We start from the raw sequence: 24,045 nt of genomic DNA on the forward strand, positions 1-24,045 counted from the left end.
AAGGCGGGAGAGTGCGGGATAAAGCACTTGACAGCGGCGCTTTTTTGTGTTATCCTTATAAAGTGTGGCGGTATGCTTTGTATCGCCTGTATCCGCTGACAAATTCGGAAAGGAATGGTACATTAAAATGGTAAGAGCAATTGTGGGCGCTAACTGGGGCGACGAAGGCAAGGGCAAGATCACCGATATGATGGCTCAGGAATCTGACGTCGTGATCCGTTTTCAGGGCGGCGCTAACGCAGGTCATACCATAGTGAATAATTATGGTAAATTCGCGCTTCATACACTGCCTTCTGGCGTTTTCTCTGAGCGCACTACCAATATTATAGGAAACGGCGTAGCGCTGAATATACCCGTGCTTTTTAACGAGCTGAATAAGGTGATAGAGCAGGGAGTTCCCGCGCCTAAGCTGCTTATTTCTGACAGAGCGCAGATAGTAATGCCGTATCATGTGCTTTTCGACCAGTATGAGGAAGAGCGCCTCGGCAAGGCAAGCTTCGGCTCTACTAAGAGCGGTATAGCGCCTTTTTACTCTGATAAATACGCAAAGATAGGTTTTCAGGTGCAGGAGCTTTTCGATGAGGAGTACCTTAAAGAAAAGATCAGCCGCGTTTGCACGCAGAAAAACGTACTGCTGAAATACCTTTACAATAAGCCAGAGATAGACGAAGAAGAGCTTTTCAATACCCTGATGGAGTACAGAAAGATGGTAGAGCCTTACGTTGCCGACGTTTCGCTTTATCTGCATAACGCTATCAAAGAGGGCAAGGAGATACTGCTCGAAGGTCAGCTCGGCTCGCTGAAGGACTCTGACCACGGTATTTACCCGATGGTTACTTCTTCCTCCACGCTGGCGGCTTACGGCGCTATCGGCGCGGGCATTCCTCCTTATGAGATAAAGAAGATAGTTACCGTTTGCAAGGCTTACTCTTCCGCAGTAGGCGCAGGCGCTTTTGTTTCCGAGATATTCGGCGAAGAGGCTGACGAGCTGAGAAGACGCGGCGGCGACGGCGGCGAGTATGGCGCTACTACCGGCAGACCCAGAAGAATGGGCTGGTTTGACTGCGTAGCTTCTAAGTACGGCTGCAGAATGCAGGGCGCTACCGACGTAGCTTTCACCGTGCTCGACGTGCTCGGCTACCTCGATAAGATACCTGTGTGCGTAGGCTATGAGCTTGACGGCAAGGTCATCACCGATTTCCCGACCACAAGAGAGCTGGAAAAATGCAAGCCCGTATTAGAGACCCTCGACGGCTGGAAGTGCGATATTCGCGGTATCCGCAGCTACGATGAGCTTCCCGAAAACTGCAAGAAGTACATAGACTTCGTAGAGAGCCACATCGGTTACCCCATCACAATGGTATCCAACGGCCCGAGAAGAGAGGATATTATTTACAGAGAGCCTAAAATATAAGCGGCTGAGCTGTATTGATTTTTGAATTTACTGTTTGCTAAGTTGTAATATATTAAGTTTTCAGCGGGCTGCGGCATCGTCAGGGGGATAACGCCCCCGCTTTGCGGCAGTCCGCTGTCTTTTTTTGGGGAGGAAGCGCCAATGCAAAAACAGATTTTTCCTGTTATAAGTATAGAAAAAGAGCTGCCTTTTTACGTCATCGGCGTCGGCATAGAGTGCTGGCAGTTCCCGATAGAGCGGCCGTCAGGCTACCAGTACCCGCAGATATTCGTTTCGCGCAAGGGCGAGGGCATACTTACCGTAAACGGCAAAAAGCTGCGATTGCCTGAGAACACCGCTTTTTACATACCCGCGGGGATGCCGCATTCATACCGAGCGGCGGAGAAGGACTGGTACGTCGACTGGATGTGCTTTTCGGGGTATGAGGCGCTCGCGCTCATCAAAAAGTGGGGGCTGACAAGCTTCGCAAAGCTGGGAAATCCGCTCGTCGACACTATGCACGATATAATGCAAAAAGCGTACTACGAGCTGAAGGGCGACAAGATATACGGTTCGAGCGCGGCTTCGGGACTGCTGTATATGCTCATGCTGGAGCTGCGGCAGGGCATTGACAGCCGCTTTTCGCAGTCGCTCGCGGCGACGCATACTGACAGCTATTCCGAGGTGCTGCGGTACATCGAAGACCACTATTCTGAGCAGATACGCCTTTCCGACCTTGCCGAGCTGGCGGGAATTACCGAGCAGCACCTTTGCAGGCTCTTTAAGACAAATCTGGAAATGCGCCCCATGGAGTTCATCACCCGCGTGCGCATAATGCACGCAAAAGAGCTGCTGATGTTCAGCGAAAAGCCCATCTCCGAGATCTCGGCGGAGTCGGGCTTTCAGGACAGCTCGTACTTTTCGGTGGTTTTCAAAAAGTACGAGGGCATGAGTCCTGCGGAGTTCCGTCGCACGTTTGCGGGCGCGATGTAGATACAGAAGTGAACGTTTTTACAGTAACTTTCAGCGGAGCTGTATTTTGCAGCTCCGCTTTTTCGTGGATTTTCGCTGCGCAGCCATACGTTTACACACTTGGCATTTGAAATATGAACATGGCGAGAAAACGCTGCTGCGAACGGATTTTGTGCATATCTCATATATCAGCGGCTTATCACTATGCGTTATTTGTCTATGTTCCGCATTGACAGGAAGAGGATAATGGTGTATAATAAAATAGTGATAGGAAATATGAACATAGAAAATCGCAGCACTATAAATTTCATCTCAGTCGATGTACGAAAATTTTAGCGCCGAAACGAAAAGGCTATCACAATAGAAAAGTACAAAAGAAAGTTAAAGGCAGCAGCTGTGTGGTGCTGTCTATATAAAGTTTAGCCTTCTACACAAGTTGTATCATAAATTTCCCGCATTTGCAAAAGCGGAGGACAGCCGAAGTCCTCCGTTTTTGCTTTTTATTTGCCCTTTTGCGGGGCTTGACCCAGTTTTGCACGGGGCTTGACCCAAATTTGCACAAAGAAAAACCGCCGCAGATATACCGCGGCGGCTTCACGTTTAATTATAGAAAGGACGTGTTATGTACGAATTAGAAATCAACTTCGGTATCGTAGTAGCAAGCCTTCAGCAGCTTTTCCATCTCTTCCTGAGTAGGAATTCTGGGGTTAGAGCCGGTGCAAGCGTCTGCGATAGCGTTCTTAGCGATCTCGGGCAGTCTTTCGAGGAATACGTTCTCGGGAACGAAGCCCTGCTCGGTAGGATAGCTGTCGGGACCGTAGTTCTTGATGCAGTGAGGAATGTTCAGCTTGTCATTCATGCCGCGAACGTACTCGATGAGCAGCTTGACTTTTTCGTCGTCGTTAGCTCCGCCGAGGTGCATATAGTCAGCGATAACGCCGTATCTCTTCTTAGCGGTCTCGTCCTTAGCGTTGAACTCGATTACCTTAGGCAGGTACATAGCGTTTGCAGCGCCGTGGATGATGTGTGCGCCGTAGTCTGCGAAAGCAGCGCCGGTCTTGTGAGCCATAGAGTGAACTATACCCAGCAGAGCGTTAGAGAACGCCATACCGGCAAGACACTGCGCGTCATGCATTCTGTCTCTTGCTTCCATATTGCCGTTGTAGGAATCTACAAGGTCGTGCTGTATCATTTCGATAGCGTGGATAGCGAGAGGATCGCTGTATGCGCTGTTTGCGGTAGATACATAAGCCTCAACTGCGTGGGTAAGAGCGTCCATACCGGTGTGAGCGGTAAGCTTCTGGGGCATGGTCTCAGCCAGCTCGGGGTCTACGATAGCAACGTCAGGGGTGATCTCAAAGTCAGCGATAGGATATTTGATACCGTTGTCATAATCGGTAATGATCGAGAATGCGGTGACCTCGGTAGCCGTACCGGAAGTAGAGGATACTGCGCAGAAGTGAGCTTTCTTTCTCAGCTCAGGGATACCGAATACCTTGCACATATCCTCGAACGTACATTCAGGATACTCGTACTTGATCCACATAGCCTTAGCTGCGTCGATAGGCGAGCCGCCGCCCATTGCAACTATCCAGTCAGGGCCGATCTCCTGCATCTTAGCAGCGCCGTTCATAACGGTAGTAACGGAGGGGTCGGACTCTACGCCTTCGATAAGGTGTACTTCCATTCCTGCTTCTTTCAGATAATCCTCAGCCTTCTGAAGAAAACCGTTTCTCTTCATCGAGCCGCCGCCTACTACGATAACGGCCTTCTTACCTTTCAGAGTTTTAAGGTTCTCAAGTGCTCCCTTTCCGTGGTACAGATCGCGGGGTAAAGTAAATCTAGCCATTGTAAATACCTCCAAAAAATTTGTTTATAATAGAATGATGATTGTGTACTTTCACAACCTTTTCTTACAAATCCATTATAACTCATTTTGTCGAAAATGTAAAGCGATTTTAAAGAAATTTTACAAAAAACACAAATTTCCTTGAATATAATTGTACAATATTGCTGAATTTACATGAGCCACATATAAAAGCATATGCAAAAATCGCGTAAAAATGCCCGCAAACCGTAGTTCTGCGGGCAATAATTTGTCAATAGATTTATCAAAATTTATTTATTTTCTGAGAGCCGCTTAAGAAGCTGTTTTCGGCAGGCTTCTTCAAGCTTATCGTTCAGCGGCGCAAGCTCGGCGCTCTCGCCTTTTCGCTTCATGCAGTAGCTGATTATGTGGTCGGCGAGCCTGGGATTTTTCGAGAGCAGCGGGCCGTGGAGGTAGGTCGCGATGACGTTTTCCTCAACGTAGCCCTCAAATTCGCCGCCGCGCACGTTGCCGTTGCCGTGCAGCACCTTGCCGAAAGGCGTTGCTACGTTCGCCGTCTGTCCGCCGTGGTTCTCAAAGCCGATGACCTTGTAATCTCCGCCGCAGATCTGCGTGTCTATCACGATATTGCCGATGCACCTGTCGCGCTTGTTTCGCGAAGCCTGCGTGTAGTAGGAAAAAAGCCCCAGTCCCGGTATCTTCTCGCCGTTGGAGTCTTTGTAATACTGCCCCATTAGCTGGTAGCCGCCGCAGATCATCAGCATGAAAACGCCGTTTTTGTGCGCCGCCGCGATCTTGTCTTTGCAGGAGAGCAGGTCTTGCGCGAGAAGCTGCTGCTCGTAGTCAGCGCCGCCGCCGAGGTAGATAATATCCTGCTGGGAAAAATCGGCGATATCGGGAGTATCAAGATAATGCGGCGTTACGATAAGCTCTATCCCGCGCATTTTGCAGCGGTATTTCAGCACCTCTACATTGCCGCCGTCACCGTAAAGGTCGAGCACGTTCGGGTACATATGCAATAATTTTAAACTCTTCTGCCCGCTCATTTTACTTGCCCTCCTTCTCGGAAATGTAAGCCCTCAGCGCCGCGCGGGTGGGCTGTACTGCTGTATAATTCGCGACCGCGTACTTGTTGCCCGCGGTCGAAAACAGCGAGGCAACTGCCTTATCCAGCTCGGGGTATACAAAGATTTTATCCGGATCGTAGCCCGAGCATTTTATTCTTATCGCGATGTCGTAAGCGCGCGTGCCCGAGGTTATAACGCGGGTAACGCCCTTGAAGATCGAGAAATTTATGTCCCATATCCACGAAACATCGCAGCCGTCGGCGATGTTGTCGTTCAGCACGAAAAGCAGCTCTTTTTCGCCCTTGTCTTGGTTCAGCAGGCGCAGCGTCATGTTAGCGCCAACGGGGTTTTTCGCGAGGTTGAGCAGCAGAGTAGAGCCGCCGCACTCAAATTTTTCCAATCTGCCGTTGTTGACCTCAAAATTCTCGAAAACGTCGTGGATGATCTTGTGGTCGATATTGTAAAGCTTGGCAGCTGTGTACACCGCCGCCAGATTGTACATATGGTAGATGCCCGAATGTTTGGTGTGGTAGCGCTCGCCCTCAAATGTGAAGCTGGAATTATCGAGGTCGAGGTCGCGCATCTGCACGTCGGGGGTGATGTTGCCGAAGCCGCATTTCGGGCAGTGGAATTTGCCGATGTGCGAATACTGGTAATAATCGTAAACCAGCGCCTCGCCGCACCGCGGGCAAAAACGTCCCTCGCCCGCCTCGTAAAGTTCAGCGGTCGCGCCCTCATACTTTTCTACATTATAATAGTAAACATTCTTGTTTTTGGGATTTGCCAGACCTAAGCGCGCAACGTTTGGGTCGTCGGCGTTGAGCACCAAATTGCCGTCGTAAGTTTCCAAAAATTTCTTCACCTTTAATATAAGCGTTTCCACCTCGCCGTTTCTGTCGAGCTGGTCGCGGAAAAAGTTGAGGATAACCAGCGTTTCCAGTTTCAAATGTTTATATATTACGGGAACGTGCGACTCGTCAGTTTCCAGTACAAGGTAATCTGCGTGCACTTTGCCGCTCATATCGCAGTGCTGCAGCAGCAGCGAGCATATGCCCGTATCGAGATTGTTGCCCTGCATATTTGTGATTATCTTCTTGTCGCCCGGCAGGGAAGAGAATATCCTGTTGAGGAAATTCGTGGTCGAGGTCTTGCCGTTAGTGCCTGTAACTGCTATGATAGGGCAGTCGGCGGAAAAGTGGCGCAGGCAGTTTCTGTCCAGCGTCCAGAGCACCAGCCCGGGGAAGTTGCCCGCGTCGCGCCCTGCGAGCTGAAGCGCTTTTACCATTGCTTTTCCAAACGCTATGGTGAGAAATTTCGGTAATCTCATTCTTGTCGCTCTCCAATTTCATATTCTTTCATATTGACTTTTAACAAGCCTTAATCATACTTTAAATTATAACATATTTCGCTTGCAAAATCAATAGGCGCGGGGGGATATGTGCGCAAATTTAAGAAAAAATCTGCGTGATAAATTTGTGGAGAAAATTTTGTGCAAATTGACACCGCTGTAAGTTTGCATTTTTGTCTGAAATGTAGTATAATATATAATGGATAGGCGTGCACACTAGCGCCGCCGAAATTAAAATGATTGGGATAGATATTTTTATGCTGTATTCGATTTTGTCAAAAGGCGGGCTGCTTTCGCCCGTAACCTTCGCTGTTTCGTTTTTGATGGCTTTTTTCGCCATAAAGTACTTTATGAAGCTGCTGCCAAAAGATCAGGGCAGGAAATTTGCGGTAAACGGCGCTCTCAGCGAGGGCAAGCCGCGCGGCGCGGGCATAATCATGACCACGGTTTTCGTGCTCTGCTCGGCGCTTTTCGCACCTTTTTCGCTTGAGACCGCGCTTTACATGGTGCTCATCTACGCCGCGATGCTTACGGGCTACTTCGATGACGCCGCCGAGAACCCTTGGGGCGAGCTGAAAAAAGGTCTGCTCGACCTCGTGATAACCGCGGGCGTTACCGCAAACTTCATGTTGCACAACTCGACCGATATACGCATATTCCATACAACTATACATATACCCGCGGTGATCTTCGCGATACTCTGCATGATACTGGTGTGGGCGAGCATAAACGTTACCAACTGCTGCGACGGCGTAGACGGTATGTGCGGCACGCTCTCGGGCGTTACGATAACGCTTTTCATACTGCATGGTCTGCCCGCAAGTATGAAGATCAGCTCATACGTTATGCTGATGGTGCTGGCGGCGTACCTTTGGTTCAACTGCTCGCCGAGCAAGATACTGATGGGCGACGCAGGTTCGCGCAGTATAGGCGTATTTCTAGCGGTTATCTCGCTGAAAAGCGCCGACCCTCTGCTTTTCATCTTCTTCGCTTCGGTGATAATAGTTGACGGCGGACTTGGTCTGCTGAAACTTTCCTGCCGCAGATTTTTAGGCATGAAAAACTTCATGGAGAAAGTCAGAACGCCGATACACGACCACTGGCGCAAGAACCTCGGCGTAGGCGACACGCAGGTAGTGGTGCGTTTCGCGCTGATACAGCTTGTGATAGGACTTATCGCGCTCAGAATAGTATAAAAATTACAAGGACAACAAACGGTAAAAATAAGGAGAAAAAGAAATGATAGGATTTTACAATGCCTCGGTAATACTTACATATATCGGGCTGGCATCATCGGTATTCGGCATAACGCGCGTTTTCGAGGGGCAGTATGCGGCGGCGTATCTCTGCCTGCTTATCTCGGGCGTGTGCGATATGTTTGACGGCAAGATCGCGAGGGCTATGAAGAACCGCACGGCGGAGGAGAAAGTTTTCGGCATACAGATAGATTCGCTTTGTGATCTGGTGTGCTTCGGCGTGTTTCCTGCGGTGCTGGGGTACAGCTATGGTTTCAATCATGGTCTGGGCGTCATCTCGGCGTATATGATAGTTCAGGCGGCGGTTATCAGGCTGGGATATTTCAACGTTACTGAGGAAGAGCGGCAGAGGATATGCAGTGAGCCGAGGAAGAAGTATCAGGGGCTGCCTGTAACTACGGTTGCGATGATATTCCCGCTTTTGTTTGTCGGCGGGCATAATATACCGAAGAATATATATCCTTATGTTTTCCAGATCTTCATGATCGTGATAGCGATACTTTTCATACTGAATATAAATGTAAAGAAGTTTTCGATAAAAGGAATAGTGCTGATCTTCACGATGGCGGCGCTGATAGTTCTGGGGTATGTGAAGTATAGGCATTAAAAATCCCGCACAAAGAAAAAGCCGCGGGAGCAACGCCTAGCGCACGCTTATAAACGGCGTGGAGATAAGAAAAGCGCGTGCTCAAGCGGCGCGCCAGCCGCTTGCGGGGTCGAGGGGCAGAGCCCATCGTCGCCGCCCGCAGGCGGCGAAATTCCCCATCCGTAGGGCGCTCCGCATAGGGTGAATTGAAAATCAGTCAGGTGGACTGATTTTCAAGAGGGGCATGCCCTGCAAGGGAGGGCTGCCCCTAGTGTGTCGCCCGCACATAGCCCCCTTCAAGGGCGCACACCCTTGAACGAACACATGAAAAGCGCAAAACCAACAAGCAACCGTACAAAGCTTGTATACCATATTATAATACACACTGCCTGCGGGGGCAAGGGCTGTCGCCCTTGTTGGGTTTAATTGCGGTTCGCCGCAAAATCGCTTCGCTCTTTGCGGGTTTTACTGACATTAAGAGGACACGCTATTGGAAATGCGGGGCTGTTTGGGTCTGCGCATTTGATGAGGATCATGGCTTTGGAGCGTTCGCCGTTTTTTTGGCAGCCCCGCATTTTGGGGATTGGCGTTGGTGAGGAGGATTACTGGGACTGGCTGGGTTTTCTTTGTGACCTACCCACTTCAGGGGGCTTCTCGCCCCCTTCGACCCCTCGGCAGCGGCTGGCGCGTCGCTGCACCCCGCGCTTTTTAATTCCGTCCCGCTTTGTTATCATTTTTACTTTGCACCCGCGAATATATTTTGAAAGGACGTTTACTATGAAAATTTGTGACCGCAATGGCAATGTTTTTACCTCAGAGGATTCCACCGAATCTCTCCTCATTAGTATCTACAACTCCACCATCGCCCGCGCTTGCATAAATATCCTCTCTGCGCCCTTCATCAGCAAGGCGGGCGGGATTATTCTCAATTCCAAATTCACCGCCGCCGCAGTCCCCTTCTACGCCGAAAAAAAAGGCATTGATATGTTCGACTACGAAGACCGCGAATACACTTCGTTCAACGATTTCTTTACACGCAAAATAAAGCCCGGCCGCCGTATTACCGACCGCGGCGCAGACGCCCTCGTTTGCCCCTCTGACGGTAAGGTCAGCGCTTACACCATCGCGGAGGGCGATATGTTTGTTATTAAAAACAGCGTTTACACCGTCTACTCCCTCCTCCGCGACCGCAAACTCGCTCGCCGATTCTCAGGCGGCACGGCGCTCATTATCCGCCTTACCCCCGATGATTACCACCACTACATCTACCCCGCCTCCGGCGTGAAAAGCCACGACCGCCGCATAAAAGGTCGGCTGAACACCGTGCGCCCCGTGGTGAATAAATTCCTGCCCGTGCTAAAGGAAAACACCCGCGAATACTGCCTGCTGCGCACTCCGCAGTTCGGCGATATAGTGCAGATGGAGGTCGGCGCGATGATGGTCGGCAAGATAACCAACCGCTCGCCCGAAGCGGCTAAGGTCGTGCGCGGCGAGGAAAAAGGCTACTTCGAGTTCGGCGGATCTACCATCGTGCTGCTGCTCGAAAAGGGCAAGGCGCAGGCCTGCTCCGACCTGCTCGAAAACACCCGCCGCGGCTGGGAAACTAAGCTGAAAATGGGCGACGTTATCGCCCGCGCGATAACGCACGAATAAATTTTACAGTAAACTGCTTCAAAGGATGACTGACTGAAAATGGTAAATATGCTTAAAAATTACGTTACCGACCGCGATTACGCAAAGTTCGACAGAGAAAACGCCTACTCGGGCGAAGATCTCGGCGTTGTGTATGAGGACGGAATTACCAGATTTAAGGTCTGGGCGCCCCACTGCACCGCCGCGTATCTGAACCTTTACACCTCTGGCGAGGGCGACAACAAGGTCGAAACTCTCTGCATGAGGAAGATAGAGCGCGGCGTATGGTATGTAGAGCTTATGCACGACGCTTTCGGGCTTTACTACACATATACGTTTGAATTTGAGCATAATATCAGGGTGGAAACTATCGACGTTTACGCAAAGGCGTGCGGCGTGAACGGCGACCGCGGCTACATCGCGGATTTTGAAGCGCTGAACCCCGAGGGCTGGGAGGATACCCGCCGCCCTGTCTGTCAAAACCCCGTGGACGCCGTTATCTACGAGTGCAACGTGCGCGATTTTTCGATAGACGGCAGCAGCGGTCTGCAATGGTACAACTGCGGCAGATTCATGGGCTTTACCGAAGAGGGCGGCCGCTGCGGCAGCGTCACCACCTGCCTTGACCATCTGAAAGAGCTGGGCGTTACCCACGTTCAGCTCATGCCCGTTGCGGATTACGCTACCGTAAACGAAAAAAAGCCCTACGCGGGGCAGTATAACTGGGGCTACGACCCTAAAAACTATATGTGCCTGGAGGGCTACTACACCTCCGACCCCGAGGACGGCGGCGTGCGCATAAAAGAATTCAAGCAGCTCGTTATGGCCCTGCACAAGGCGGGCATAGGCGTTATCCTCGATGTAGTTTTCAACCACACCTACTACACTCAGCAGTCGGCTTTCCACAAGACCGTGCCCTATTATTACCACCGCTTGGACAAAGCGGGCAATTTCTCCAACGGCTCGGGCTGCGGCAACGAAACTGCTTCCGAGCACGCTATGATGCGCAAATTTATGCGCGACGCCATGAAATTCTGGGTGGAGGAGTACAAGGTAGACGGCTTTCGCTTCGACCTGATGGGTCTGCACGACATTGAAACTATGAATATGCTGCGCGACGAGATGGATAAGCTCGACCCGCAGATACTTATGTACGGCGAGGGCTGGACGGGCGGAGAAACGCCCTACCCGACCGACAAACTTTCCTATAAATGGAACAGCTACAGCTTCGGCAGGATAGGTCTTTTTAACGACAATATCCGCGACGGCATAAAGGGCGGCACATTCAACCTTCACGAAACGGGCTTCGTAAACGGCAACCACCACACTTTTAATACGATAAAGCGCGGTATCACGGCAAATTCGCGTTACAGGGCTTTGCAGGGCACGGCGGACGACCTTTGTTGGGCTTTCAGCCCCGCGCAGGCGATAAATTACTGCGAGGCGCACGACAACCACACGCTTTGGGACAAATTGGCTATTTCGGCAAGCTCTTACTCCGCGGACGAGCGCAGGAGAATGGATAAGCTGGCGGCGGCGATAGTTCTGCTTTCGCAGGGCGTGCCGTTTATACAGCTCGGTCAAGATTTTCTGCGCAGCAAGCCGAAGATCTTCCGCGATGGTGAACAGCGCAGCGATACCAACATCTACGACGGCAACAGCTACAACGCCCCCGACGAAACGAACAAGATACGCTGGACGGAAAAGGAGAAAAACGCCGACGTTTTCCGCTACTACAAGGCGCTCATCGCCCTCCGCCGCTCATCGCCGCTTTTCCGTATGCGCACCTGCGAGGAGATGGACGAGAAGCTGTTTTTCCACAACTGCGGCGGCGTTATCGCGTGGGAGCTGCGCGGAGCTGACGAGCGGTACTTCATCGTGCTCAACCCCCACCGCGACACACAGCGCGTGCGCCTGCCCGAGGGCGCGTTTTACCGCCGTCTGAACGAGGAGGGCAAGCCCGTATACTCCAAGATCTGTGGCGAGCAGGAAGTACCCGCGATAAGCTGCGCGGTGTTCAAGGGACTGTGATAGAAAATGGATATTCAGCCGATCTTTGAGATACGCGAACCTGCCGAGGGCGAAGTTCAGCTGCCCGAGGGCGCGAAGATGACCGTTGCCGACCTGCGCACGCTGCGGGTGACATACCTCGATCTCAGCGGCGAAATGCGGCACGGGCTGCTTGTTTGCAACAAAAAAATAGCCGCCGAGCTGCTGGAGATATTCCGCGAGCTGTTTGAGGCGGGGTACAGGCTGGACAAAATTCGCTTGGCGGGGGAGTACGGCGGCGACGACGACCTTATGATGGCGGACGACAACACTAGCTGCTTCAACTACCGCTGCGTGGCAAATACGGATATGCTTTCCATGCACGCGCGCGGTCTGGCGGTGGATATTAACCCGTTTTACAATCCGTACATTCAAAACGGCGTGGTGATGCCGCCGCAGGCTGCCGCTTACGCCGACCGCGAAGCCGATTTTAAGCACAAGATCACGCACGAGGACACCTGCTATAAGATTTTCGCGCGGCACGGCTGGAAATGGGGCGGCGACTGGCAGACCTCGAAAGATTACCAGCATTTCTACAAGCCCGAAAGCTTTAAAGTGCGCGTAAAACGCAGGATAAGCCGACTTTTCGCGGGCAAGTGAACGAGTCGGGCAAATTACAATTATAGGAAAATATGTATCGGACGTCAACTGTACGCAGTCGGCGTCCGAATTTTATTTACAGAATATGGGCTGTATCTGCCGACCCATGAGCGCCGACCTGACCGCCGCGGGCACTTGCGAAAAGTCTGCCGTCAGCGAACGCGGCTTTGCCGAGCAGTCGTCCTGAAACATCGGCACGAAGTAGTAATGGCTGAGGTTCATCAGCCGCCCGATGTTCGCGGCGCTCGCCGAAAGCGCATCGTTGGTAGAGGGTGCGAGCAGCACGGGGCGCTCGGCGCGCAGGTGGGATTTCGCCGCGAGGGCTACGGGCGTATCGTAAATGCCGTTCGCCAGTTTTGCCATAGTCGTTGCCGTGCAGGGGCAGATCAGCAGCAGGTCAAACATCTTTTTCGGGCCTATCGGCTCGGCGGCGGGCAGCGTGCAGATGGCGGGCGCGCCGCAGATCCGCTCTATCTCCGCCACATTTTCTGCCGCACTGCCGAAGCGCGTGTCGAGCCCCGCCGCGTTGAAAGACATAACGGGCGTAAGCCGCGCACCCAGCTCGGTCAGCCGCCGCGCCTGCTCAAAAGCTTTGCCGAATGTGCAGAATGAGCCGCTCATGCAAAAGCCTATTCTAATTCCATCAAGTGACATTTCTGCCGCTCCTTTCATTGTAAATGTTCAGTGCCGCCTCGGCGATTATCTCTCCTGCCGTAACGGGCGCGCATTTGCCCGGCAGCGAAAGGGCGTGCACCGCGCGGCGCGAAAGCTCGGCGGCGGCGGCAAAATCAGTACCGCCCGGCTGCGAAGCGAGGTCGATCACCAAACAGCCGCGGCGCGTTTCTTCAATGATCTCCCGCGTGAGCACCGGCGCGGGCACGGTATTGATGATGAGCGGAAAGCCCCCCGCGCGCGCGAAAAGCTGCTCCAGCTCAAAAGCCTCAAAGCCGCAGCTCTCCGCCTCGGCAAGCTGCCCCAAGTTCCTCGCCGTAACGCACACCCGCGCGCCCGCCGCGCCGAAAAGCCGCGCGCAAGCCTTCGCGACCCTGCCCCAGCCGATTATGAGCGCCCGCGTTCCGCTAATCGTGACGTCCATTTCGCGCATCGCCAACGCCAGCGCGCCCTCCGCCGTCGGCACGCAGTTTTTCACCGCCAGTTCCTCGCGCCGCAGGTAGTCTGCCGTGGTGAAGCCGAGCGAATTGAAGTATTCGATCATCGCCGTCGGCATTTTTCCGCCCGCGACCACCGCGTTTTTCGCGAGGTATGGGGTAAGCTCGGCGCAGGTCAGCCGCCCGCAGGCAGGTATTTCCAAGCCGCCGCCCGCCGAGCATGGCATGGGCAGCAGCAGCATATCCGCACGCCGAGGCAGCTCGCCGAGCGTCTTTATCACCCGCGCGCCCATCGGTTCTCCGTCGGTGAGGTAGGCGCAGACCTCTGTATTATCCAGACTTGCCAACTTTTCGGCGGCGTACACCTGCCTGCGGTCAGAGCCTGTAACGAGAATAAGCGGTGTGTGTTTTCTGTCAGCCATTTCGCTGCCCCCTTGCCCATGAATTCACTGCGTAATACATTATATGCGCCGCCCAAATTTGTGTTAAACAAAAAATTCCCCCGCCCGCAAACGCGAACAGGGGAGTGCTATTGCTATAATTTGCATCTTCTATCGTTCAATGGAACGTATGTAGTGGAAAAGGTACTGTTGCGCCGCGCCCTCAGCGCCCTTTATGCACTCGGGCAGACCGTTCGGGTACCACTCGGCAATCACGCGCTTCACCCACACATCTTTTGGGAAAGCCTCCAGTTTGTACATTCCGAAGAGCATGGTGCAGTCGGCGACTTTTGGGCCAACGCCCTTGATCTTCATAAGCTCGGTGCGCGCTGAGTCGGCGTCCATTTTTGCGACCTGCGCCAGGTCAACTTCGCCGCCCGCGACCTTTTGCGCCGCGTCTGCCAGATATTTCGCGCGAAAGCCCGCACGCAGCCCCGCCAGCGATTCGCAGCCCTCCGCGGTCGCCGCCGCCATCTCCTCAGCCGAGGGGTAGCCGCCGAACTGCTCGCAAAGCCGCCCGATTATGCCCTTTATGCGCGGGATGTTGTTGTTCTGCGAGATGATGAACGAGCTGAGCGCCTCCCAGCTATCCTGCCGCAAAATGCGTATGCCGCCCGCGAATTTGCAGGCTTTCGCGAGCGTTTCGTCCTCGGAAAAACGCCGTTTCAGCTCGCCGTAGTCGGTCGCGAAGTCGAAATAGCTCTGCCATACCTCCAGCAGTTCGCTTTCGCTAACGCCGCAAAATCTAAACACGCCGTCGGCGGGGTCTTCGTCCAATATCGTCAGTGGGCGGTTGAGAAAATGCCCCGTGTAGCCGCCCTCGACCTTAGTCCAGCGAAATGCCTGACCGCAGTCGAGCGTTTCGTCAAGCGAAAGATCCGCTTGTTTTACCAAAATATCCTTACCTTTAACTGTATAATCCATAGATAAACCTCAAACTTAGCCGGTGGGACGTAAGCGCGGGCTGTCCGCGTAGCGCTCCTGCACCGCCTTTATCTCGTCGAAATGCTCGACAAAAACGTCCACCACGCGGGGGTCGAAGTGCTCGCCGCGCTCGTTGACTATCATTTCGTAAGCCTGCTCGCTGTACCACGCCTTTTTGTACGAGCGGTTGCTGGTCAGCGCGTCGTAAACGTCCGCCACCGCGGTTATGCGTGCCTCTATCGCTATCTCCTCGCCCTTCATGCCGAGGTAGCCGCCGCCGTTGTACTTTTCGTGGTGCTGCTGGGCGATGACGCGCGCTACGCTCATTATCTCGCCGGGGGCGTTGTGCAGCAGATTTTCGCCGATGACAACGTGATTTTTCATCACCTTGTACTCCTCATCGGTCAGCCTGCCTTTCTTTTCCAGTATCTCGGGCGGTATCAGCAGTTTGCCGACGTCGTGCATCATCGAGGCTATGCGGATATTTTCTACGGTGTTGTGGTCGTAGCCCATGCCCTCAGCCAGTATGCGCGCGTATTCCGAAACGCGCTTGATGTGCTGGCCGGTCTGCCCCGATTTTGCCTCCGTTATCTCTGCGAAAGCCAGCGTTACCTGTTCCTGCGCGGCGAGCGATTCTTTTGAAAGCGAAACTATCTCGCTGCTTTCCTCTATATGGCGGAAAAGTATGTTGTAGGAAAGCTGCGCCGATATGTAAAGTATCACGGTGAATATCAGTATCACAATGTAGTACGCCGTGTCCATATTGCCATTAGCTTCCATCATTATTTCCAGCCCCAGCAGTATCGTCAGCAGTGCGAAGTTGATGGTAGGCAGGGTGTTTATCTGCCGCAGCGCTTTCGAGTCGGGCTGGCGGCGCATAAACTCTATCTTCTCAGCCGCCGACTGATAGAATATCAGCAGCATCGTGATAAAGCTGACGGTAGAGATCAGCCCCGAGATGGTCGCGTTTATCTCAGTAATTGGCAGTGTTACCAGCGTTCCGGTGACGTACATATAAAGCACCGCCATGTACACGAATACGCCCAGTCCGTGCGAACAGCCGATTATCCTGCAATAGCTGCGGATAACGGCGACGAGTATCGGCACGGCGGTCACGGCGGCGAGTGCCAGAGTAAAAAGCAGCCCGTCGTTTGTCGCGGCGGCTACGCCTGTCTTGATAAAAAAGCCGCGCTGCGCGGAAAGCGAGGGCATAAGCGCCACATCGCTGGAAAACTCTACCACCCCGAGCGCCAGCAGAAATGCGTTTACTATCATCTCAAGCGCTATGAATGCGAAAATGAAAAGCAAAAAGAAGCCGATGGGCGAAACGAATATCAGCTTTATCAGCTTTTTGCGGTGCTTTCTGCGCATAGCGGGGTCAGCGTCGCGCTCGGCTTTGGGCAGGTCTTTTGAGAGAAAAAGTATATCGTTCAAAAATATGAATATCAAGGCTGGTATAGCCATATTTACCAGATTGCTGAATATCCCGATAGCGTTCTCCATTTCAAGCTTCCCCCTTTCGCTTCGGACATTAGTATATAGTACATTAGTACTAAAGTATATTTTAACATATTTTTGCCGAATTGTCCAGCCTTTTTTGACGAATTTTCTAAAACAAAAACGGCGCATTTTTCAGCGCCGTCCCTATTCGACATATATCAATCTTCTGCATTATCCGCAGGTTCGGGGGTATCGGGCGTATCAGCCGTATCATCGACCGCCGCCTGCTCAGCCGCTCGGCGCTTTTTCTCAGCCCGCCGCTCGTTGCATATCTTTACCGCGTCGCCAAGCAGGCAGTAGAGCACCGAGCATATAGGCACGGCAACGAACATACCGAATATCCCGCCGACGTTGCCGCCGATGGTGATGGCGAAAAGCACCCACATACTCGGCAGACCCACTGATTTTCCCACAACTTTCGGGTAGATGAGGTTGCCCTCTATCTGCTGAAGGATTATCATGAATATCACGAAGAATATCGCCTGCTTGAACGAGGTTATCAGTATCAGCAGCGCGCCGATGCCCGTACCGAGAAACGCGCCGACTATGGGGATAAATGCCGTCACCGCTACCAGTACGCCGATGGTCGCCGCGTAGGGAAAGCCGAGTATCTTCATGCCCAGAGCGCAGAGCGAACCGAGTATGCAGGCTTCCAAGCTCTGACCCGAGAGGAAGTTTGAGAAGGTGGCTTTTGAAAGATTGCCGACGTGCGCCAGCCGCCTTACCGTCTTTTCGGGCAGGAAAGCCGTGCAGGTGCGGTAAAGCTGGCTTTTCAGCTTCTCTTTCCGCGCCAGCATATATACTGAAAATACCAGCCCGATGAAGAAATTCACCATGCCGCTCACCATATCCGTCGCGAAATTTATCGTGCCCGTGAGCGCGTCGGAGATTATCGTGCTGTTGTGCAGTTTGTCGGTGAGGGTGGCTATAACTTTGTCGGCGGAAAGCCCCGCTTTGTTTATCCAGTTGTTGAGCGCGGCGTTGTTCGAGGCTTTATTGAAAACGCGCACTACGAAGTCCGGCACCTGCTCGCTTAGCTGCACCACCGTTTCTTTCACCGATGGCACTACCAGCGCCAGCACCAGTACTATCACACCCGCGCAGATAACGTAGGTCAGCGCGAGGGATACGGGGCGGGCTATTTTCGCCGACAGTTTTCCGCGGCTGCCGTCCTTTTTCGGGCGAAAGAGATTGCGCTCGATGAAGCTCATCGGCACGTTCAGCATAAGCGCCAGCACAAAGCCTATTATGAATGGTGAAAGCACGCCGAAAAGCAGAGCCAGCCAGTGCTCCACCACCTTGTAATTTGCCAGTCCCCAGTACAGCACCACGCCGACCACCACTATCGCCAGCGTTTGCAAAAAATGTTTTAGTTCGCGTTTGTTTTTCATATGCCGCTCCTGTTTTTCCGTCCGTTGCCTGTTTTCCTATTATGATCGTCCGTTGCCTGTTTTCCTATTATGATTATGTGGTGAAAAAGCGGCGCATATTCAACGCCGCCGTTTTTCAGTTATCAATATGTATTTCTGTCTGTCAGACTTTTAGTCCAGCGAGATCTCCATTATCGGGTCGAGAACATCTCCGCCGGGGGCTACCATAGGCAGTACGTTCACGTCCTTGTCGATAACACATTCTACCAGGCAGGGTCTGCCGCAGTCGAGAGCTTTTTTCAAGCCCGCCTCTATCTCGTCCTTCTTGGTTATGCGAACGCCCTCTATGCCGAAAGCCTCCGCCAGCTTCATCATGTCAGTTCCGCGGTCGATGTCGGTCTGCGAGAAGCGCTTGCCGTAGAATATCCTCTGCCACTGGCGCACCATTCCGAGTACGTTGTTTGTGAAAACAAGCTCGATAACGGGTATGCCGTGCTTTGCCAGAGTAGAAAGCTCGTTGCAGTTCATGAAAAAGCTGCCGTCGCCCGCTATGTTTATAACATACTTATCGGGGTTGCCGACCTTAGCGCCTATCGCCGCGCCTAGGCCGTAGCCCATAGTGCCGAGTCCGCCGCTGGAAGCAAAGCTGCGCGGCTGAGTGAAATCGTAAAACTGCGCCGTCCACATCTGGTGCTGACCTACTTCGGTAGTGATGATGGCGTTGTTCCCCGCAAGCGCGTTCAGTGTGCGGATAACGTCGCAGGGCAGTACCTCGTCCGCTTCGTGTATAGGCTTCATATTCAGCGCGTAGGTCTTTTTCCATTCTTCCACCTGCGCCATCCACTCGGGGCGGCTCTCCTGCGCAAGCGCCTTGTTCAGCTCGGCGAGAACGTATTTCAGGTCGCCGTTTACATAGCAGTCGGGCGCTACGTTTTTGCCTATCTCGGCGGGGTCTATCTCAACGTGCAGTACTTTCGTGTGCTTTGCAAATGTCTTTGTGTTCAGCGCCACGCGGTCGGAAAAGCGCGAGCCGAGAACTATCATAAGGTCGCACTCTTTCAGCGAGAGCGCCGCGGTCTTTGTGCCGTGCATACCTAGCATTCCTACGAAATGCGGGTCTTTGTTGTTAAAAGCAGCCTGTCCCATCAGCGAGAGCGAAATGGGGGCGTCGAGCTTTTTTACAAACTCTGTCAGCTCCGCCTCGGCGCTGCATGATACCACGCCGCCGCCCGCGTAGATAAAGGGGCGTTCGCTCGACTTTATCAGCTCCGCCGCCTGCGCTATGCGCTCGCCTATGTCTTCGGGATTGTGGTTGACGGGCTTCTGCGGCTGTTTCGGGGTAAATTCGCACTTGGCCGCCGTGATGTCTTTGGGTATGTCGATAAGTACAGGGCCTTTTCTGCCCTCGTTGGCTATGTAGAAAGCCTTGCGCACCGTATCGGCAAGGTCGTGAACGTCTTTAACTATAAAATTGTGCTTGGTAACGGGCATAGTGATGCCGCAAATGTCTACCTCCTGAAAAGAGTCAAGACCCAGCGCGCTCGTGCCGACGTTTCCCGTAATGGCAACGAGGGGGATAGAGTCCATATTCGCGGTGGCGATACCGGTAACGAGGTTGGTAGCGCCCGGGCCGGAGGTAGCTATAACTACGCCGGTCTTGCCGGTAGTGCGCGCAAAGCCGTCCGCCGCGTGGCAGGCCGCCTGCTCGTGCGCGGTGATAACGTGATGTATCTTATCTGAATACATATAAAGTGCGTCGTAGATATTGAGAACAGCGCCGCCGGGATAGCCGAAAACGGTATCAGCGCCCTGCTCGAGCAAACATTCAAGCAGTATTTCAGAGCCGTTAAGTAACATTTAGAGATTCCTCCATCTTAAACATAGGATAATTTGAATATACCTTTTTATTATACACCACTTGTCGCATTTTGTCAATACTTGCGCGCGCCTTTACAGCCCATTATAGCAGCAGATACCCCAGCCCCAGCAGCAGCTTCATATCCGCCTTATTTTTGTATAGTATGTATATCAGCAGGGCTATCATCGCTTTTTCCTCGTCTATCGGTATCCCCGCGAGGTTAAAGAGCGCGCCTTTTTTTTCGGCGTGCCCGCCATTTTGCCCGCCGCCCGAATTATCTGCAACGCTTTGGGTATTCAGCCCGTTCAGCCCGACCGCGCCCGCCGTATTTGCCGTTTCGGACGAATTGCTCATGCCGCTCATGCCGCCCTCCTGCGTGTAACTCCGCGAACGCCGCTGCATTTCCATGACGCGCTTTACCGCTTCCTCCTGCATACTGCGAAAATCGCTCTCAGCCAAAAAGATCGCCCCCCAGCAGACCGCTCTCTTTTATGAGCGGGTAGGCAGCCATCAGGCGGAATATTTTTACCAGCCTGTCTACCTTTTTCTGATTTTCCTCTTTCAGCAGCGGCTTGAGCGCATAAAGCAGCGCGATGTTTTTGTCGTTCGCCCCGCTTGAGGATATAACGCTGCCTATCTGCATTATCCGCGCTATGTCGGGCATATCCCCCGCGGGCGGGGCGGGCGGCGAGGGCTGCGCTGCCGCGTTTGTCTGCTGACCTGACTGACCCGTCTGACCCTGCTGACCGGACTGACCGCCCATTCCCGCCATCAGCGAACTCAGCATAGATGAAAGGTCGCCCATTCCGCCCGAATTGTCTGTATTCGTATTGCCCGAGCCGCTAATATTGCCCGAGTTGCCGACGTTGCCCAAATCGCCCGCGCCGCCGTCCGAAGAATTATCCGACCCCGCGCCGAACATCGAGGCGAGCTGCGAGATCTGCTGCATACTCTGCGGGTCGTTCAGCACATCTGAAAGCTTGCTCATCAGATCGTCCACACCGCCCACGCTCCTTTCCTTATAATATCAGCTGCCGAGCAGCCGTCATCTGCCCCTGCCGAAGCCGCCCTTGCTTATGTTTTTCAGCATTTGCGCGGCAGAGGGGTCTTTCGCCAGCTTTTCGGCAGCCGCGGGGTCTTTCATAGCGGCGCGCACCGCGTCGAACTTAGGGTCGGGGTTATTCTGCACCGCCTTCACCAACTCGCCGCTCTCGATCTTAGCGCGCAGCATAGCGGGCGGCACGCCGAGCTTTTTGGAAGCCATATTTATAAGCATCTCGAGCGCGCGGGGGTCGGGCTGATTCGACTGATTTGACTGGTTGGACTGTGAGTTATCATCGGCTGGCTGATTTAAATTTTTGTTCAAAGTATTTTTCATAAAAATTTCTCCTTTATTAGAATTATTTCATATAAATATATGCTATAATACATTATAAAATACAGGTAAAAGAAAGGAACTTGTGGCACAATGCGCTTAGTGGTATTTTCAGACACTCACGGCAATTTCAGAGCAGCTCGCGAGATCGTCGAGAGAAACGAGAACGTGTATACATTTATCTTTTTGGGCGACGGCGAGCGCGAGATAGACAAGCTGCGCATAGTTTACCCCGAGAAAATGATACTTAACGTAGCGGGCAACTGCGATTACAATTCGTTCACGCCGAACAGCGATCTTTACAACGCGGGCAAAGTGAAAGTGCTTTTCACGCACGGTCACAGGTTCAATGTAAAGTACGGCACCGATATGCTGCTCGCGAAAGCGAAGGAAGTAGGCGCAGAGATAGCGCTTTTCGGTCATACACACGAGCGTTATTACAAGTATGAGGACGGCGTTACCCTGCTGAACCCCGGCAGCGCATCGTGTCCGCGCGATGGAAAGCCGCCCTGCTATGCCTTTATCGACATCACCCCGAACGGCATAATGTGCAACCATGTAGACCTCTGACCCGCCTTAGCAGTATATGCGTCGGCGGAAATATATGTGAAGATCAAAGCCCCCCGGCAAGCGAAAAGCTAAAGCCGAGGGGCTGTTTTGGTTTTTGTTTGACAAATTTCTACAAGTATGCTATAATAGTCACAAGGCGTACTGCAAAGACGGGTTCAATTCTATCCTCCAGAGATGGAGGTGAGCAAGTGTGAGCGTTTCAGATGTGATCTCGTTATTACTCTTGATAACAAACATAGTCGGATTAGTTTTCGACATTTGCAACAACAAAAAGAAATAACCGCCCCACCTACCAAATAGGGCGATTATTTTAGATAATTCTTAGTTTGGAGGAGAACCGCTTACAGCAGTGCGCCTCTTGTTATCTTAATTATACCACGCCGAGCGCGGTTTGTCAAGCGGTCAAACAAACATTTGACATTTGCAATAATAAAAAGAAATAACTGCCCCAAATCGCCAAAGGGCGTGGTGAGTCTGAACAGAAAAGGAAAAATGGTGAGTTAGAATAGCGATACAAATTGGAATTTGACAAGCCGTTATTGAATTTCCTTGATAAACACTTGCATTCGCCTTGTTACAAGCTCATGGCTGTTTTTAATTTCTTCTTTATCTACCCATTTGTAAGCAATTGTTTCTCCTTCTTGAAGAAGAATGGAGTCTTTGTCACATTCGATATCGCATAAATATTCCACATAAATAGAATGATGTTTATTATGAACGACACGACCAATTTCGATTAAGTTTTCGGAACAAATGCCTGTTTCTTCTCTTAACTCTCTAACAGCACATTCTAAGGGGAGTTCTCCTTTTAATGCGGAGCCACCTGCGGTTAATTCCCACATACCGCCAAAATGCTTCCTTTTGTCCCTTTGCATAAGAAGATATTGTCCATCAGTATGTCGTACTGCAATTTCGCAAACTAAGTGATAAATCCCGTCTGGGATTTCATCGCCTCTTACTAACACAATGTTGTCAAGCTTGTTAAATTGATTATCATATGCGTCCCATAGTTCCAGCATAGTACACCTCCGCCAAATTCCGATTTGTCAATCTTTTTGTATCGTACTCACTACTATAATTATACTCTCTCAGAAGCTTTTTGTCAATTCATCTAATAAAAATACTATGTAGTCATAGCACGCCCAAACAAACATTTGACAAAGCCCGACAAATATGTTACAATACCAATAAGGCGTACTGCACAAAAACGGTAGGCGGTTCAAATCTTCCTCCAGAGATGGAGGTGAGCAATATGGATATGATGGAAGTATTCTACTTACTTAACCTGATTATCAACATAATCAAGCTCGTTCTTGATATTTGCGATAGAAAAAAGAAATAACCGCCCCACTACCACATAGGACGGTTACATAAACATAACCCAATATGGAGGAGAACCGCTTACAGCAGTGCGCCTCTTGTTATCTATATTATACCACGCCGCGCGCGGTTTGTCAAGCACTTTCCCGTTGATTTTGCGGCGGGGGACGGGTCGCCGACGGCGGCTGAAAAATATTTTCAAAAAAATTGTTTTAATGTGTAATATCCGCACGGTGTTTTACGTCTATATTTATGGAAGGGCAAAAGGGGATTTTTATGGAAGATGCTGCTATAATCGAGCTGTACTTCGCGCGCGATCAGCTCGCTATATCTGAGACCGATACTAAATACGGCACTATGTGCCATACCATCGCTCAGCGCATACTGCACTCTGCGCCCGACGCGGAGGAGTGCGTGAACGACGCTTATCTGCACACTTGGAACGCTATACCGCCGAAGCGGCCTGCTTCGCTCGCGGCTTTTGTCGGCTCGCTTACCCGCAACATCTCCATCGACCGCTACCGCCGCTCTAACGCCGCGAAGCGCACTGCCTCTTTCACGCCCCTAGACGAGCTTGCCGAATGTCTGCCCGACCCCGACTCCGCCCCTTCCGACTCCATAGCGGAAAACGAGCTGGCGCAGCTGATAAGCAGCTTTCTCGATACCCTTCCGCAGGCTCAGCGTGTGTATTTCATGCGCCGCTACTGGCTCGGCGAGCCCGTAGCCGAGATAGCAAAGCGCTACGGCGTAAGCCCGAACACCCTCGGCGTTACCCTGCACCGCATACGCGCAAAGCTTAAAAAGGCTCTGCAAAATTCAGATCTTTGGCAGGTTTAGGAGGTGCGCTC

Annotated in this window: 22 protein-coding genes; 9 read left to right on the forward strand and 13 right to left on the reverse strand. The window is 52.2% G+C overall.

Going from position 1 to position 24,045, the window contains the following annotated elements; genetic code table 11:
- The first annotated feature begins 127 nt into the window (after window positions 1-127).
- Complete coding sequence (locus LI114_RS01685; RefSeq protein WP_227218821.1) at window positions 128-1,414, forward strand: adenylosuccinate synthase; 1,287 nt, start codon at window positions 128-130, stop codon at window positions 1,412-1,414.
- A 141-nt stretch (window positions 1,415-1,555) separates the two neighbouring features.
- Window positions 1,556-2,386, forward strand: coding sequence for a helix-turn-helix domain-containing protein (locus LI114_RS01690; RefSeq protein WP_227218823.1), 831 nt, complete (start codon window positions 1,556-1,558; stop codon window positions 2,384-2,386).
- 610 nt (window positions 2,387-2,996) lie between these two features.
- Here LI114_RS01690 and LI114_RS01695 read toward each other — a convergent pair.
- The 3 genes from LI114_RS01695 to LI114_RS01705 form a co-directional block, all read right to left on the reverse strand.
- Window positions 2,997-4,214, reverse strand: a complete 1,218-nt coding sequence (locus LI114_RS01695; protein WP_022126556.1) for an iron-containing alcohol dehydrogenase — start codon at window positions 4,212-4,214, stop codon at window positions 2,997-2,999.
- A 269-nt stretch (window positions 4,215-4,483) separates the two neighbouring features.
- On the reverse strand, window positions 4,484-5,239 hold the full coding sequence (locus tag LI114_RS01700) for a type 1 glutamine amidotransferase (protein WP_227218825.1): 756 nt from the start codon (window positions 5,237-5,239) through the stop codon (window positions 4,484-4,486).
- A gap of 1 nt (window position 5,240) precedes the next feature.
- Entirely contained in the window at window positions 5,241-6,587 is a 1,347-nt protein-coding gene (locus LI114_RS01705) for a MurT ligase domain-containing protein (RefSeq protein WP_227218827.1), read from the reverse strand.
- A 278-nt stretch (window positions 6,588-6,865) separates the two neighbouring features.
- Between LI114_RS01705 and LI114_RS01710 the strand changes: the two genes are divergently transcribed.
- The 5 genes from LI114_RS01710 to LI114_RS01730 all read left to right on the forward strand — a co-directional run bounded on the left by LI114_RS01710 (window position 6,866) and on the right by LI114_RS01730 (window position 12,731).
- Entirely contained in the window at window positions 6,866-7,804 is a 939-nt protein-coding gene (locus tag LI114_RS01710; protein WP_227218829.1) for a phospho-N-acetylmuramoyl-pentapeptide-transferase, read from the forward strand.
- Window positions 7,805-7,847: 43 nt separating this feature from the next.
- Window positions 7,848-8,471: a CDP-alcohol phosphatidyltransferase family protein gene (locus LI114_RS01715; protein WP_227218831.1), complete on the forward strand. Its 624-nt coding sequence runs from the start codon at window positions 7,848-7,850 to the stop codon at window positions 8,469-8,471.
- Between the two features lie 756 nt (window positions 8,472-9,227).
- Window positions 9,228-10,103: a phosphatidylserine decarboxylase gene (locus tag LI114_RS01720; RefSeq protein ID WP_227218833.1), complete on the forward strand. Its 876-nt coding sequence runs from the start codon at window positions 9,228-9,230 to the stop codon at window positions 10,101-10,103.
- A gap of 39 nt (window positions 10,104-10,142) precedes the next feature.
- Complete coding sequence (pulA, locus tag LI114_RS01725; protein WP_227218835.1) at window positions 10,143-12,113, forward strand: type I pullulanase; 1,971 nt, start codon at window positions 10,143-10,145, stop codon at window positions 12,111-12,113.
- A gap of 6 nt (window positions 12,114-12,119) precedes the next feature.
- Window positions 12,120-12,731: a M15 family metallopeptidase gene (locus LI114_RS01730; RefSeq protein WP_227218837.1), complete on the forward strand. Its 612-nt coding sequence runs from the start codon at window positions 12,120-12,122 to the stop codon at window positions 12,729-12,731.
- A gap of 72 nt (window positions 12,732-12,803) precedes the next feature.
- Here LI114_RS01730 and LI114_RS01735 read toward each other — a convergent pair whose 3' ends face one another.
- The 9 genes from LI114_RS01735 to LI114_RS01775 all read right to left on the reverse strand — a co-directional run bounded on the left by LI114_RS01735 (window position 12,804) and on the right by LI114_RS01775 (window position 21,310).
- A complete protein-coding gene (locus LI114_RS01735; RefSeq protein ID WP_227218839.1) occupies window positions 12,804-13,385 on the reverse strand; it encodes a dipicolinate synthase subunit B in 582 nt (193 codons plus the stop codon).
- The gene (locus LI114_RS01740) at window positions 13,375-14,262 is read right to left on the reverse strand and encodes a dipicolinate synthase subunit DpsA (protein ID WP_227218841.1); all 888 of its coding nucleotides are present in this window, start codon (window positions 14,260-14,262) and stop codon (window positions 13,375-13,377) included. The genes LI114_RS01735 and LI114_RS01740 overlap by 11 nt, the downstream gene beginning before the upstream one ends.
- A 129-nt stretch (window positions 14,263-14,391) precedes the next feature.
- A complete protein-coding gene (locus LI114_RS01745) occupies window positions 14,392-15,204 on the reverse strand; it encodes a DNA-3-methyladenine glycosylase family protein (RefSeq protein ID WP_227218843.1) in 813 nt (270 codons plus the stop codon).
- A gap of 15 nt (window positions 15,205-15,219) precedes the next feature.
- Window positions 15,220-16,707, reverse strand: coding sequence for an HD-GYP domain-containing protein (locus tag LI114_RS01750; protein ID WP_022127091.1), 1,488 nt, complete (start codon window positions 16,705-16,707; stop codon window positions 15,220-15,222).
- A 155-nt stretch (window positions 16,708-16,862) separates the two neighbouring features.
- A complete protein-coding gene (locus LI114_RS01755) occupies window positions 16,863-18,095 on the reverse strand; it encodes an AI-2E family transporter (protein WP_227218845.1) in 1,233 nt (410 codons plus the stop codon).
- A 150-nt stretch (window positions 18,096-18,245) separates the two neighbouring features.
- Complete coding sequence (gene ilvB, locus LI114_RS01760) at window positions 18,246-19,931, reverse strand: biosynthetic-type acetolactate synthase large subunit (RefSeq protein ID WP_227218847.1); 1,686 nt, start codon at window positions 19,929-19,931, stop codon at window positions 18,246-18,248.
- Window positions 19,932-20,034: 103 nt separating this feature from the next.
- The gene (locus LI114_RS01765; RefSeq protein WP_227218849.1) at window positions 20,035-20,391 is read right to left on the reverse strand and encodes a hypothetical protein; all 357 of its coding nucleotides are present in this window, start codon (window positions 20,389-20,391) and stop codon (window positions 20,035-20,037) included.
- Window positions 20,384-20,932, reverse strand: coding sequence for a hypothetical protein (locus tag LI114_RS01770; RefSeq protein WP_227218851.1), 549 nt, complete (start codon window positions 20,930-20,932; stop codon window positions 20,384-20,386). Before LI114_RS01770 ends, LI114_RS01765 begins: the two co-directional genes overlap by 8 nt.
- A gap of 45 nt (window positions 20,933-20,977) precedes the next feature.
- Window positions 20,978-21,310, reverse strand: coding sequence for a hypothetical protein (locus LI114_RS01775; protein ID WP_227218853.1), 333 nt, complete (start codon window positions 21,308-21,310; stop codon window positions 20,978-20,980).
- A gap of 90 nt (window positions 21,311-21,400) precedes the next feature.
- Between LI114_RS01775 and LI114_RS01780 the strand changes: the two genes are divergently transcribed.
- Window positions 21,401-21,877, forward strand: coding sequence for a metallophosphoesterase family protein (locus LI114_RS01780; RefSeq protein ID WP_227218855.1), 477 nt, complete (start codon window positions 21,401-21,403; stop codon window positions 21,875-21,877).
- 536 nt (window positions 21,878-22,413) lie between these two features.
- Here the strand turns inward: LI114_RS01780 and LI114_RS01785 are convergent.
- Window positions 22,414-22,896 carry an NUDIX hydrolase gene (locus tag LI114_RS01785; protein ID WP_227218861.1) on the reverse strand — a complete coding sequence of 161 codons (483 nt, stop codon included), beginning with the start codon at window positions 22,894-22,896 and terminating at the stop codon, window positions 22,414-22,416.
- Between the two features lie 577 nt (window positions 22,897-23,473).
- On the opposite strand from LI114_RS01785, the gene LI114_RS01790 reads away from it, so the two are divergent.
- Complete coding sequence (locus LI114_RS01790; protein ID WP_227218863.1) at window positions 23,474-24,034, forward strand: RNA polymerase sigma factor; 561 nt, start codon at window positions 23,474-23,476, stop codon at window positions 24,032-24,034.
- Window positions 24,035-24,045 lie beyond the last annotated feature (11 nt).

Source organism: Ruminococcus sp. 210702-SL.1.03, from assembly GCF_020559915.1.
GTDB lineage: Bacteria > Bacillota > Clostridia > Oscillospirales > Ruminococcaceae > YE71.